Here is a 13,007-nt window from a genome sequence, read left to right as displayed (position 1 = left end):
ATCCATATTAGAATGGTAAATTACCTATGTCCGTTTCTGTTTCCGTAGCTGCAGTTGTAGTTTTATATAAACCCGATCTAGTTGTACTGCAAAGATTATTGCTGAGTGTGATCGATCAGGTCAAAGTTATCTATATCATTGATAATACACCTTCTGCTGACTTGGATGACTATAGTAGTATTATGTCTGCTTCAAAAATACGCTACCATCCGTTATATGACAACTTGGGAATTGCGTTTGCACACAATAAGGGATTTGAGTTAGCAAAAATCAATAGTAATACTCATGTTTTATTGCTTGATCAAGACAGCGAGTTGTCAGAAGGTACTGTAGCAACGCTGCTCACTGAAGAAAGAAAACTGATTGAAACAGGTATAAAAGTAGCCGCAATAGGCCCTGTATTCATTGATGATAAAACGGGTGATGCCGCACCTGTTTTGATCTCTACAATTTTAGGCACTGCAAAAGCGAAAGTTGATTTCAAATCTCAGTTTCCGGTCCAATCAACCTATATAATATCGTCAGGCTCATTGATACAACTTGAAACTATTGATGCGGTTGGGGGTATGCAAGAAGATCTATTCATAGACTGGGTTGATATTGAGTGGGGTGAAAGAGCGTCTCTGTTGGGTTATAATTCGTATCTTTCTCCGTTAGTTAGTATGAAACATAGTATAGGTGATGAGTTCGTAAGGTTATTAGGTAGGAAAATAACACTTCATAGTGATTTTAGAAATTATTTTATAGTTAGAAACGCCATTTATCTGGCTCTCTGGAGTTCTCTAAGAATTCAATCTCGATTTCAATTTCTCCGGAAGGTCCCATATTATTTACTTTGTTACACCCTGACTTCAGACAAAAAGATATATTCTTTTAAATTATTGTGCGGCGCCATTAAGGATGGAGTTCAGAAAAAAATGCATAAAGGTCGTTTCTGATGGCGTACTACGCAATAGCCATTTTGGCTTCTATTTTTCTTTTGGGAGCAGCTTTATTTAGAAATAGTCCTGCAGAGAGATTATCAGTATCAATTGTAGCTTTATTATATGTTGTAGGATTGGCTATATTTGCTGGATTTAGATCTCCAGATATTGCTCCGGATTACCTTAACTATGTGAGCTGGTTAAAGAGCATACAAGAGAATAATTTGTTTTTCGACGAAATGAAAGACCCTTTATTTGTGGGTACTTATTTAGTAATTAATGATCTGGGGTTTTCAGACACCTCATTTTTCTTCTTGATAGCTTTATTGTCGTTAGGTTTTAAATATTTATTTTCAAAATTTGTGTTCGATAATAAATATGTTCTGATGATTTTATTTTTGATATTGTCTAGATTTTATATTCCGCATGATTTCATTCAAGTTCGTGTTGGTTTAGCTATAGGCTTGGCATCATGCGGTTTAATATTATTTTTCAAAGGTCGACGTTTTTTGGGTTCATTGCTCTACCTGATTGGTTTGGGGTTCCATTTATCTGTCTCTATATTCATTCCGGTATTCTTTATGCTGATATTAAATCTACAGCTCAAAAGTAGATTAGTCTTATCAGCATTAATTATTTCTTCTTTTATGCTTAGTTTCGTTTTGCCTAATGCAATAAATATTTTCGCTAACGTTGAAAGAGTAACTCCTTATCTGAATGGAGGCTATGCTACAACAGCCACTCCTCTGTTTTCATTCTATTTTATGTCACGCTTCTTTCTGATTGTACTGATCATTACTGTTTATTTAGAAAGATTAAGCGCCGTAGAAAAGTTTGTAACATTAATGAGTATATTAGGTCTGTGCATACAGATCATGCTTTCTTGGAACGATGCCTTCTCATTAAGGTTCGCCGAACTATTCGGATTTTTTGATATGGCTATGTTTTGCATGATGTACCGATTTTTTGATAGTAAAAGTAAACTAATCTATAGCCTCGGTCTGATGATAATGAGTTTTATCTATTACTACTCTTCATTGAAACTAGTTAGTGAATACGCAATTTCAACGATTTAATCAGTTTCTGGAAATTATATGATGCGCCCTAAGTGTTTAGTTTTGCTAGCGGCTTTTAACGGTACTCAATGGATTGAAGAGCAACTATCAAGCATTCTGGCTCAAGAGGGTGTTGATGTTACTGTATTAATCAGCGTCGATAAGTCAGTCGATGGTACAGAACTGCTGGTTGATCAATATTGTGTGCAAGACGATCGCGTTCATTGCCTTCCACATGATTTACGCTTCGGTGGGGCCGCGAAAAACTTTTTCAGGCTTATAAAGGATGCACCCATTGAAGATTTTGATTACTTCGCCCTTTCTGATCAGGACGATATTTGGCTTCCAAGAAAATTAACAGATGCTGTCGCAAAGTTAACCTCATTTGAAGCCCAAGCATACTCAAGTGACGTGATAGCATTTTGGCCTGACGGCAGAAAAAAATTAGTCAAGAAATCCCAAAAGCAAGTTGAATATGATTATCTATTTGAAGCTGCTGGGCCCGGCTGTACATACGTTTTTACACCCTACTTATTTTCTTTACTTAAAAAACATATCACGGATGTTTATACGCAGCTAGATTGTATTTCGCTTCATGATTGGTATATTTATGCCTACACGCGATCAAATGGCTACAAATGGATTATCGACTCAAGGGCTAATATGTATTATAGACAGCATAGTAATAACCAAGTAGGCGTAAATACAGGATTGCGAGCATTCAGAAAACGGTTGTCCTCTGTATTTGATGGTTGGTACTTAAGACAAGCTGCCTGTATAGCAAACCTGATAGGTATCCAAAATAATTCATTCGTTAACTCATGGATTGACCTTGATCGTAGGGGAGTTCTGAATTTAGCATTCAATGGTAACGATTGCCGTAGACGTAGGCGTGACAAATTTGTATTTGCAATAATTTGCTTAGTGCTTACTGTGAAAGGTAATAAGTAAATGACAAACAAATTACTGATTACCGGATCTACAGGATTTGTGGGCAAGCAGTTGTTAGTTAAACTAATTGAAGATCAAAACTATAATATTAATCTGCTGAATAGGTCTGTTAAAACCCAAATATCTAGCTGTGTAAGCGAATTTACTGTCAAAGATTACAGCTCCTTAAAGCATACTCATGAATGTTTAAGTGATGTCGATACGGTTATTCATCTTGCTTCTCGTGTTCATGTTATGGCTGAAACTGAGTCTGACCCATTATTGGCGTTTAGAAAAGTTAATGTTGACATGACTCTTCATATTGCCCGAATGGCAGTGAGTGCCGGGGTACGCCGATTCATTTTCATAAGCTCTGTGAAAGTTAATGGTGAACAGACTAAGCCTGGCAGATATTTTTCGGCAGAAAGTATTCCAGCCCCGATAGATGCTTACGGAATATCAAAATACGAAGCTGAAATTGGTTTGAAAAAAATAGCTTCTGAAACCGGTCTCGAACTGGTAATTATTAGACCTGTTCTTGTATATGGCCCAGGAGTAAAAGCAAATTTTGACACAATGATGCGCTGGCTGACTAAAGGTATTCCCCTTCCATTCGGTGCGATCAACAATAAGCGTAGTTTTGTTGCAGTTGAAAATCTAGTAGATCTGATGATTACATGCATCCAGCACCCTGCAGCAGATGGAGAGGTATTTTTAGTAAGCGACGGCGAGGATATGTCTACTTCAGAGGTACTGAAGAAACTGGCTTTGTCATTGAATGTTAAGTCGCGCTTGATCAAAGTGCCTTGCGTGTTTTTGAATATATTAGCCGGATTAATAGGCAAAAAAAAATTATCACAAAGAGTTTGTGGCTCTTTACAAGTAGATATAGCTAAAACCTGTGCGGTTTTAAATTGGAAACCTATAATTTCCACCGATTTAGCTTTCCAAAAAACAGCTGATCACTTTTTAAGTGAACGCAAATGATAAATTATTTATATTACTCAATTATAGCATTTGTTACTTCATTCTGTTTAACGTGGATATTGAGACAGTATGCGCTTTCAGCGAATATTATAGATACTCCAAATGGCCGAAGTTCACATACGATCCCTACCCCACGAGGAGGTGGGGTCTCATTTGTGTTCACATTTCTAATAGCTGAATTGTTCTACTTATTCTTCAACGACGCACAATTACATATTACTTTCGCTGTCTTTGGTGCTGGCCTGATTGTAGCTGTAATTGGATTTATGGATGATCGAGGACATATTCCTGCTCGATGGCGTTTATTAGGCCACTTTTGTGCTTCGTTATGGGCTGTCTTTTGGTTACAAGGGCTTCCACCGCTCATGATGCTTTGGCTAAAAATAGATATTGGATGGCTTTCTTACATTCTTTGTACTTTGTATTTAGTCTGGATGCTTAATTTATACAATTTCATGGATGGTATCGATGGTTTAGCAGGTGTAGAGCTTCTTACATCATGTATGTCACTCGCACTTATCTATTTTTTGGCTGGTCATTTTGATATGGTATTTGCACCCTTAATCTTATCCATATCTGTAGCAGGATTTCTTTGCTGGAATTTCCCCCGAGCCCGTATATTTATGGGGGATGCAGGGAGTGGTTTTTTAGGAATTCTTCTAGGTATATTTTCTATTCAAGCTGCTTGGATAGCACAAGAATTTTTTTGGTCATGGTTAATAGTTATGGGTGTTTTTATTGTTGATGCGACTGTAACACTGTTGCGTAGGCTTATACGGGGCGATAAGGTCTACGAAGCTCATCGGAGTCATGCCTATCAGTTTGCAGCCCGACAATACGGAAAACATGCCTACATAACAATTGCGGTGGCTGCGATCAATATTTTTTGGTTGTTACCAATTGCAATGGCCGTTTGTTTTTTAAGCCTTGATGGGCTTGTCGCAGTTGTAATTGCTTACTTTCCCCTTATTGCTCTTGCATTGAAATATAGAGCAGGACAACAAGAAAACATCAAAATCTAGTTATACATGTGCACATGCAGTTGTTAACACTAGGAGGGGTTGTGAATAGATTTCGATCAAGTTTATTAGGTTTACCAAGGCGCCAAAAAAGGTTTTTGCAAGTCCTAACAGATATAGTTTTAGTTTGGACTTCGTTGTGGTTGGCGTTTGTTGTACGACTGGGTATTGACGAAATGAGCAACCCGGTTAAATTACATGTCTGGTTGTTTGTTGCTGCGCCGATAGTCGCCATACCTTTGTTTATACGGTTCGGAATGTATAGGGCTGTAATGCGTTACTTTGGTAACGATGCATTGATTGCAATAATAAAAGCAGTGAGTTTATCAGCGTTAATATTAGCTGTGCTTGTATATTGGTATAGCAATCATGAAAATATCGTCCCCCGATCAATAATTTTCAATTATTGGTGGCTCAGTTTAATCATGATCGGTGGTTTGCGTTTGATCATGCGTCAGTATTTCTTAGGGGATTGGTTTACAGCTGCACAACATGTCCCATTTACCAGTCGAAATGATGGACTTCCTAGGGTTGCCATTTATGGAGCTGGTGCTGCGGGTAATCAGTTGGTAGCAGCATTGCGTATGGGCAGGATTATGCGGCCTGTGGCATTTATTGATGATGATGAATCTATAGCTGATCGGGTGATATCAGGACTTCAAGTTTTTCGTTCTACTCAAATACAGGAAATGATAGAGCGTACTAGTGCGCAAGAGCTTTTATTAGCAATACCGTCATCTTCTCGTGCTCGACGTCGAGAAATTTTGAGTTTGCTTGAAGGGTTTCCGCTTCATGTAAGAAGCGTGCCAGGTTTCATGGATCTCGCTAGCGGACGCGTCAAAGTCGATGATATTCAAGAGGTGGACATTGCTGATCTTTTAGGGCGTGATGCTGTTCCTGCTCAGAGTGAATTGCTCGAACATTGCATTAAAGGCCTCAGCGTCTTAGTCACAGGTGCTGGGGGTTCCATAGGCTCTGAGCTGTGTCGTCAAATTCTGACGTTACGACCAACGACACTGATATTGTTCGAACACAGTGAGTTTAATCTTTACAGTATTTTGTCTGAATTAGAGCAGCGCGTTGATATTGAATCTCTTTCCGTCAAACTTTTACCTATATTAGGTTCAGTAAGTAATTCTAAAAAACTATTAGATGTCATGAGAACTTGGAAAGTAAGTACGGTTTATCATGCTGCTGCTTATAAGCATGTGCCGATTGTGGAACATAATATCGCTGAAGGTGTCCGTAACAATGTCATTGGCACGCTTAATACAGCGCAAGCAGCCCTTCAGTCGGGTGTTTCTAATTTTGTATTAATTTCTACCGACAAAGCAGTTAGACCTACTAATGTTATGGGCAGTACAAAACGTTTAGCAGAAATGATATTGCAGGCGTTGAGTCTGGAAATGGCGCCAGTACTTTTGGGAGATAAAAATAATGTTTTTTGCGTAAATAAAACCCGCTTCACTATGGTGCGTTTTGGTAATGTTCTTGGTTCCTCTGGATCTGTTATACCATTATTCCATAAACAAATTAAATCCGGTGGGCCAATAACAGTTACTCATCCCAAAATTACTCGGTATTTCATGACTATACCTGAGGCTGCTCAACTCGTATTACAAGCCGGATCGTTGGGTAAAGGAGGAGATGTTTTTGTGCTTGATATGGGTGAACCTGTTCGTATTGTCGAGCTAGCAGAAAAGATGATTCATCTATCCGGGCTCAGTATCCGGTCAGATATAAATCCACATGGCGATATTGAAATAGAGTTCACAGGACTCCGTCCAGGTGAGAAGCTTTATGAAGAATTGCTTATTGGTGACAATGTGATAGCCACACCTCATCCAATGATTATGAGTGCTCATGAAGATATGCTGTCATGGGATATTCTCAAGCAACGTTTATTACAACTACTTGAAGCTGTCGAGTTAGATGACTATGCTCGGGTTCGCCAATTATTACGCGACACTGTCAGTGGGTACTCTCCTGAAGGTGAAATCGTCGATTGGATTTATTTACAAAAACGTTTTGATGTTTAAAAGTTCTTATTTATTATAAATGTAGGAGTCATGTTTTGAAAATCGATTCACACAATTTGTGCGTAGTCATACCAAGCTATAAGGTCATTAAGCATATACTAGATGTTATTGAGTCTATCGGGCCTGAAGTAGACAAAATTTACGTTGTTGATGACTGTTGCCCTGAAGGTTCTGGTACTCATGTAGTTGAGCATTGCTTAGACCCACGGGTATCTGTCATATTTCTGGCTGCTAACGTCGGTGTAGGCGGCGCAGTTATGGCTGGTTATCAAAAAGCCATTGATGACAAAATGGATGTGATAGTAAAGATTGATGGCGACGGACAAATGGATCCATCGCTAATCAAAAAGTTTATTACACCCATCATTCTGGGACAGGCAGATTACACTAAAGGAAACAGATTTTTTGACCTGGAAGAAATCACAGCTATGCCGAAGATTAGATTGTTTGGCAACGCTGTTCTCTCTTTCATGACAAAGTTTTCTTCTGGCTATTGGGACTTATTCGATCCGACTAATGGATACACGGCAATTCATACGGATGTGGCAAAGCATTTACCCTTTAAAAAAATAAGCTCACGCTATTTCTTCGAAACAGATATTTTATTCAGATTAAATACTTTGAGAGCGGTAGTTGTTGATATACCCATGGATGCAAAATATGGAGATGAAGTTAGCAACCTGAGAATATCAAAAGTTGTTGGTGAGTTTTTAGTCAAGCATTTAAGAAACTTTGGTAAGCGTATATTCTATAATTATTATTTACGTAACATGTCTCTTGCTTCTTTTGAACTACCTGTAGGGCTTCTGTTGCTTATAAGTGGATTTGTATTTGGCGGAACGAATTGGTGGGTTTCCTCCCAAGCAGGTGTGCCTACGTCTGCGGGTACAGTAATGCTAGCGGCACTGCCTGTGATATTGGGAGTTCAGTTAATTTTGGCTTTCCTGGGCTATGATATTGCTTCAGTACCAAGTCGTATTATTCATACTAAACGTAATATCGATACTGTTAGAGGCGCAGAGTGATTAGTTTATTATCGTATCTAATAGCAATTATATGTGTAGTGGGTATCGCATCTGGGCAAATTCTATTTAAGTTAACCGCTAATGAATTTCACAAAAGTGGAAGTTTCTTTGATTACAAAACCTTCATTCTATTGTTTTCAGCCCTCGCTTTATATGGAGTGACAACTATTGCGTGGATTTGGGTATTGCAGAAAATTGAATTGGGGCGCGCTTATCCGTTGATGGCGCTTGCGTTTGTACTGGTGCCTTTAGGTAGCCACTTTATCTTGGGTGAAAGGTTTCAAGTTCAATATTTTGTAGGCGTATTGATTATAATCATCGGTATTTTGGTAGCTGTAAAGTCATAATTAATAATGCTTTTTTCTTAAGATGGGGGAGTGTATGTTTAAGCGGTTAAATTTGGAAGGCATGTGGTTATTATTGATATTCACGTCTGCTTTTTTTATGTCTACAATCATTCCACCTTTGCAGTCCCCAGATGAAGCAGATCATGTTAGGAGGGCTTATTTTCTTACGCAGGGTGTAATTATACTTGATAAGTCAGGAGGCAATTCTGGCGGGTTATTGGATACTGGGCTTCAAGCCTTCATGAATGCTTATGTCGTTTATCCCGGTCAACCAAGTCACAAATTGTCAAGTGATGAAAGAGATTTTGCTAATAATATAAAATGGACCGGCAGGTCATCGTTTGCCGACGCCCCAGGTACAGGTTATTATTTCCCTCTTATATACACTCCTCAAGCTGTGGGTCTTATAATTGGGAAAATACTCGATTTAACTGTTTTTGATTCCTATAGACTTTCTCGGTTTTTTTCATTACTCGCTATCACTGGATTGCTTTATTTTTCACTCAAGTTATATAAAATAAGTCCGTTGGCAATAGCATTTCTGATATTACCAATGAGTTTATTTCAACTGGCATCTGCAAGTCTGGATGGTATATCGATTGGAGTTGCTATTTTTGCGATTTCTATCTTCATGAAATTATCTGAGGATAGACAGAGTTCAGATAATAGACTTTTTTATTTTCTGTGTCTTTCGCTTATTTTGTTAGTCACTAGTCGTGCCTATTTGGTTCCTTTGCTTTTAATGCCTTTGTTTTTGGCATTCGTAACCAAGCGAAAAATATTTTACTATGTATCAATATTAACTATCTTTTTTTCGCTTGCGTGGTTGGCGATTGCGATCGGCTCAACGGTTGATACTCGAGTCACAAGAAATATATCGACTGGTTCAGCTGTTTATCTATATCTGAGTAATCCTCTAGAATTTATAAAAATATTTATCCACACTATCCCGGGATTTTATAAGTTTTATATTAACTCCTTCATAGGAATGTTGGGTGCGCTCGATACAGTATTCAAACCTGTAGTCTATATATGTATCAGTTACTTTTTAGTGTTCGTCGCACTATGCTCATTTTCCGTAGAGGCAATAAAGAATAATTTAAAAAATAGGCTATTTCTTCTGTTTAGTTCGTTTGTATCGATTTTAATTATCTTTTTTGCTTTGCTCGTCACATGGACTCCACATCCAGCCGAGTATATTCTTGGTGTTCAGGGCCGATATTTCCTAATACCTTTACTGCTTGCGGCTTATGCAATATCGCCGGGGGGATGGGCAAAATATAAATCCCTTGATAATATAGGCATGTTAGCTGTTATTGTTTTTTGGTTATTTTCAGTTGCCCTTACCAGTGAGTCAATACTGGGGCGTTATTATATAACTGATTTTAATACAAAGCAGTCTCCTGTGGCTACTCATCCAAGTGCACCTCTAGATATTAATACACCTATAGTTATTCAGCTAAAAGATGTCAAGGATGGTTCACAACAAGTTCTAAAGAGTATAGGGATAAATCTTGCAACTTGGGCAAGATCCAATACAGGCATGGCCAACTTGCAAATGATTACAGCTTCTGGTGATGAGTTTAACGAAAAGTTTAATTTGGAAGATGTCAAAGACAATGCTTATAAATTCTTCGACCTTCCCTTGGGTACCTATATTTCCGCTCGTATAACTGCGTTTGAAGGCGGTGGCATAAGTACATGGGAGGCTCATTCTGATGGTCGTATTGATACTTGTGTTGTTTTTGTATACGAAGCAGGTATCACTCGATATGTTCCGGGATGCCCCAGAGACTAAATGTTGCGAGTTTGTGCGGCTTTATATTTAATGTGTATTAAGGATCAGCATATGAAGATGTGCTGGTTAGAGGTTTATATGAAAAAGTTGAATAAGTTTTATACACATGAAAAAGCTTTGTGTGAATCTGTAAATGTAGGACCCGATACTAAAATTTGGGCCTTTGCTCATGTTTTACCAAATGCTATAGTGGGTTCTGATTGTAATATTTGTGATGGCGTGTTTATTGAAAATGACGTTGTCATTGGTGATCGCGTAACTTTAAAGTGTGGTGTTCAAGTTTGGGATGGTATAACATTAGAAGATGATGTGTTTGTTGGGCCTAATGCAACTTTTACAAACGATCTTTTTCCAAGAAGTAAAATTTATCCTAATAAATTTTATCGAACTATCGTACGTAAAGGCGCTTCATTAGGTGGTAATTGCACTATTCTGCCAGGGCTTACAATAGGTGAAAATGCTATGGTGGGAGCAGGGGCTGTAGTTACTCGTTCAGTCCCTGCAAATGCCATTGTTGTTGGTAATCCAGCAAAAATAATTGGCTATGTCGATACTGTTCCAATCTCTCAATCAGTTTCTGATGCAAGTAGGGTTGGGCTAACTAAAACAACAGTTTCTGGTGTGACGCTACATAAGTTCGATGAGGTTGTTGATATTAGGGGTAGTCTTTCAGTGGGGGAATTTGGAAGTACTGTGCCGTTCGATGTCGCGCGTTACTTTCTTGTATATAATGTTCCTACGGCCGAGACCCGTGGAGAGCATGCGCACAAAGAGTGTCACCAATTTTTAATAGTGGTCAAAGGGTCTATTCATGTTGTTGCAGATGACGGTGTTAATAGGCAAGAATTTGTGCTCAATGCCCCAACTCAAGGTTTATACCTTCCTCCGATGACTTGGGGGGTTCAATACAAATACTCAAATGATGCTGTTTTACTTGTTTTTGCATCGCATGTTTATGATGCAGCGGATTATATCCGGGATTATAATAAATTCTCTGAGTTAAAGAGCAATGGCTAGATTTAAAATAACGCTTTTTTTCAACTGTGAATATTCAACTCTGTTGAATTAGAACTCGCACTCTAAATCCCATTTGTGCGTTAGCATTTTAATGCTAGCTGATTCTTAACATCGTGATCCGTTTCTCGTAATTTACTACTCAAAGCTCATCATATATATTGCTCGATTAATTTATTCTTTACCCTCCTGAAGGGCCATCAGGAATAAATTTAATGAAACACGCTGTAACCTACACATCTTTGACACCCTCAGTCCATCGCCTACGTTTGGAGTACAGCTCAGGAAAGCTGTTTCCACTTAACGATGTAATGGAGTGTCATTTATGCGTAGTGCCTTAATTTCTTCGATGTTTTTGGCTTTGGTGGTCGGTATCTCCAGCGGAGTTCACGCGTCTCCTGCGCCAGTTGGTGCTGATCCGATTGCAGCTGCGAACATCTTGCCGGATGCGGAGTTGGTCACGATCAACCTCAATACGGCCGATGAGGTGACACTCCAGCGTGAGCTCTCCGGTGTAGGCGCCGCCAAGGCCAAAGCCATTGTGGCGTACCGTGAGGCTAATGGTGAGTTCACTTCTGCTGATGAGTTGCTGGAAGTGAAAGGCATTGGCAAAGCCATTTATGAAAAAAATCGCGACAAGGTAGCGGTTAATTAAACCGGTTACTTGAATGCTTGAGGCCAGTCATTGACTGGCCTTTTTCGTTTCCGGGTTTAAGGTTTGTGATTGCAGCCGCTTCAAAACCACCGCTCAAACCACCCGCAATCTCACCCGTCCTTGTTCTCTTTCGCATCCATTTCTGCATTACGCTCGGCAACACGCTTACGCTGTTCTTCAGTCAGCTCGACTTTGTTGGCTGTCTCACGCAGGGTCATCAATGCGCCAACGATGGCGCCGATGGCAACGATCAGAATTAACCAGGCATACCACGGCATTGTGTTCTCCTTGAAGGGCTATACGCTGGGCAAGAGGTTTACCCAGCGGGCGTTCTTTCATATGTGAGTAAGGTGATGTTCAGTGGTTCAATTGTAGGCCGGTTATTCCAAATAGCACTCTATGGGGCCACCGGGATTAAAATCGTGAAAATGCGATCATCGGGTGCCGGAGAGCGGCTGGTTCCGCTACAATGCGCGCCGATTTCGACCAGCCTGAGAACCCGCTAATGTCCGACTGCCAGACTCCTATTATCGTTGCCCTGGATTTTCCTACGCGCGACGCCGCACTGAAACTGGCCGATCAGTTGGACCCCAAGTTGTGCCGCGTCAAAGTGGGTAAAGAGCTGTTCACCAGCTGTGCTTCAGAAATTGTCGGCACGTTGCGTGACAAGGGGTTTGAAGTATTCCTCGACCTTAAATTCCATGACATTCCCAACACCACCGCAATGGCTGTTCAAGCGGCCGCCGAGATGGGTGTGTGGATGGTCAATGTTCACTGTTCGGGCGGTTTGCGCATGATGGCTGCTTGCCGTGAAGTGCTCGACAAGCGTACTGGCCCACAGCCGCTGCTGATCGGTGTGACGGTGTTGACGAGTATGGAGCGCGAAGACCTGGCCGGTATTGGCCTGGATATCGAGCCACAGGAGCAGGTATTGCGCCTGGCAGCCCTGGCGCAAAAAGCCGGCATGGATGGTCTGGTTTGTTCGGCTCTGGAAGCACAAGCCCTGAAGGCTGCACACCCGTCGCTGCAATTGGTGACTCCGGGTATTCGCCCAGCGGGCAGTGCTGTCGATGACCAGCGTCGTATTCTGACGCCGCGTCAGGCGCTGGATGCAGGCTCGGATTATCTGGTGATTGGCCGTCCGATCAGCCAGGCAGCAGACCCGGCCAAGGCTCTCGCTGCAGTGGTTGCTGAGCTGGCTTAAGAGTCAGTAAT

General features: G+C 40.3%; 13 protein-coding genes. 12 read left to right on the top strand and 1 reads right to left on the bottom strand.

All coding sequences use genetic code 11. The features are described 5' to 3' along the window. Positions 1-26: 26 nt before the first annotated feature. The 11 genes from FJD38_RS01500 (at position 27) to FJD38_RS01450 (ending at position 11,792) form a co-directional block, all read left to right on the top strand. Positions 27-938 carry a glycosyltransferase family 2 protein gene (locus FJD38_RS01500; RefSeq protein WP_146383735.1) on the top strand — a complete coding sequence of 304 codons (912 nt, stop codon included), beginning with the start codon at positions 27-29 and terminating at the stop codon, positions 936-938. Then, positions 938-1,999 (top strand): EpsG family protein, encoded by a 1,062-nt coding sequence (locus FJD38_RS01495; RefSeq protein WP_146383734.1) that lies wholly within the window; start codon positions 938-940, stop codon positions 1,997-1,999. The genes FJD38_RS01500 and FJD38_RS01495 overlap by 1 nt, the downstream gene beginning before the upstream one ends. Before the next feature lie 18 nt (positions 2,000-2,017). Next, a complete protein-coding gene (locus FJD38_RS01490) occupies positions 2,018-2,929 on the top strand; it encodes a glycosyltransferase (RefSeq protein ID WP_146383733.1) in 912 nt (303 codons plus the stop codon). Then, complete coding sequence (locus FJD38_RS01485; RefSeq protein WP_146383732.1) at positions 2,930-3,895, top strand: NAD-dependent epimerase/dehydratase family protein; 966 nt, start codon at positions 2,930-2,932, stop codon at positions 3,893-3,895. It abuts the gene before it with no gap. Beyond that, the gene (locus FJD38_RS01480; protein WP_146383731.1) at positions 3,892-4,917 is read left to right on the top strand and encodes an MraY family glycosyltransferase; all 1,026 of its coding nucleotides are present in this window, start codon (positions 3,892-3,894) and stop codon (positions 4,915-4,917) included. Before FJD38_RS01485 ends, FJD38_RS01480 begins: the two co-directional genes overlap by 4 nt. A gap of 41 nt (positions 4,918-4,958) precedes the next feature. Next, the gene (locus FJD38_RS01475; RefSeq protein ID WP_146383730.1) at positions 4,959-6,953 is read left to right on the top strand and encodes a polysaccharide biosynthesis protein; all 1,995 of its coding nucleotides are present in this window, start codon (positions 4,959-4,961) and stop codon (positions 6,951-6,953) included. A 35-nt stretch (positions 6,954-6,988) separates the two neighbouring features. Next, positions 6,989-7,978, top strand: coding sequence for a glycosyltransferase family 2 protein (locus tag FJD38_RS01470; protein WP_146383729.1), 990 nt, complete (start codon positions 6,989-6,991; stop codon positions 7,976-7,978). Next, the gene (locus FJD38_RS01465) at positions 7,978-8,325 is read left to right on the top strand and encodes an EamA family transporter (RefSeq protein ID WP_146384591.1); all 348 of its coding nucleotides are present in this window, start codon (positions 7,978-7,980) and stop codon (positions 8,323-8,325) included. The genes FJD38_RS01470 and FJD38_RS01465 overlap by 1 nt, the downstream gene beginning before the upstream one ends. 34 nt (positions 8,326-8,359) lie before the next feature. Beyond that, positions 8,360-10,123, top strand: coding sequence for a DUF2142 domain-containing protein (locus tag FJD38_RS01460; RefSeq protein ID WP_158637843.1), 1,764 nt, complete (start codon positions 8,360-8,362; stop codon positions 10,121-10,123). A gap of 51 nt (positions 10,124-10,174) precedes the next feature. Next, positions 10,175-11,140 (top strand): WxcM-like domain-containing protein, encoded by a 966-nt coding sequence (locus tag FJD38_RS01455; protein WP_244302692.1) that lies wholly within the window; start codon positions 10,175-10,177, stop codon positions 11,138-11,140. A gap of 322 nt (positions 11,141-11,462) precedes the next feature. After that, a complete protein-coding gene (locus tag FJD38_RS01450; protein ID WP_146383727.1) occupies positions 11,463-11,792 on the top strand; it encodes a ComEA family DNA-binding protein in 330 nt (109 codons plus the stop codon). 110 nt (positions 11,793-11,902) lie between these two features. Here the strand turns inward: FJD38_RS01450 and FJD38_RS01445 are convergent, their stop codons facing one another. Next, on the bottom strand, positions 11,903-12,070 hold the full coding sequence (locus FJD38_RS01445) for a DUF2897 family protein (protein WP_122783318.1): 168 nt from the start codon (positions 12,068-12,070) through the stop codon (positions 11,903-11,905). Between the two features lie 227 nt (positions 12,071-12,297). On the opposite strand from FJD38_RS01445, the gene pyrF reads away from it, so the two are divergent. Beyond that, positions 12,298-12,996 carry an orotidine-5'-phosphate decarboxylase gene (gene pyrF / locus FJD38_RS01440; protein ID WP_167654241.1) on the top strand — a complete coding sequence of 233 codons (699 nt, stop codon included), beginning with the start codon at positions 12,298-12,300 and terminating at the stop codon, positions 12,994-12,996. The last annotated feature ends 11 nt before the right edge of the window (positions 12,997-13,007 follow it).

The sequence above is a fragment of the Pseudomonas saxonica genome (genome assembly GCF_007858365.1).
GTDB lineage: Bacteria > Pseudomonadota > Gammaproteobacteria > Pseudomonadales > Pseudomonadaceae > Aquipseudomonas > Aquipseudomonas saxonica.
Note: the sequence above shows the minus strand (reverse complement) of the source record. Positions and strands in the feature narration are given on the sequence as shown.

Bases quoted from the DNA above. Each gene is read 5' to 3' on its own strand.
- FJD38_RS01500 (WP_146383735.1), top strand. From the start codon at position 27: ATGTCCGTTTCTGTTTCCGTAGCTGCAGTTGTAGTTTTATATAAACCC.
- FJD38_RS01495 (WP_146383734.1), top strand. From the start codon at position 938: ATGGCGTACTACGCAATAGCCATTTTGGCTTCTATTTTTCTTTTGGGA.
- FJD38_RS01490 (WP_146383733.1), top strand. From the start codon at position 2,018: ATGATGCGCCCTAAGTGTTTAGTTTTGCTAGCGGCTTTTAACGGTACT.
- FJD38_RS01485 (WP_146383732.1), top strand. From the start codon at position 2,930: ATGACAAACAAATTACTGATTACCGGATCTACAGGATTTGTGGGCAAG.
- FJD38_RS01480 (WP_146383731.1), top strand. From the start codon at position 3,892: ATGATAAATTATTTATATTACTCAATTATAGCATTTGTTACTTCATTC.
- FJD38_RS01460 (WP_158637843.1), top strand. From the start codon at position 8,360: ATGTTTAAGCGGTTAAATTTGGAAGGCATGTGGTTATTATTGATATTC.
- FJD38_RS01455 (WP_244302692.1), top strand. From the start codon at position 10,175: ATGAAGATGTGCTGGTTAGAGGTTTATATGAAAAAGTTGAATAAGTTT.
- FJD38_RS01450 (WP_146383727.1), top strand. From the start codon at position 11,463: ATGCGTAGTGCCTTAATTTCTTCGATGTTTTTGGCTTTGGTGGTCGGT.
- FJD38_RS01445 (WP_122783318.1), bottom strand. From the start codon at position 12,070: ATGCCGTGGTATGCCTGGTTAATTCTGATCGTTGCCATCGGCGCCATC.
- pyrF (WP_167654241.1), top strand. From the start codon at position 12,298: ATGTCCGACTGCCAGACTCCTATTATCGTTGCCCTGGATTTTCCTACG.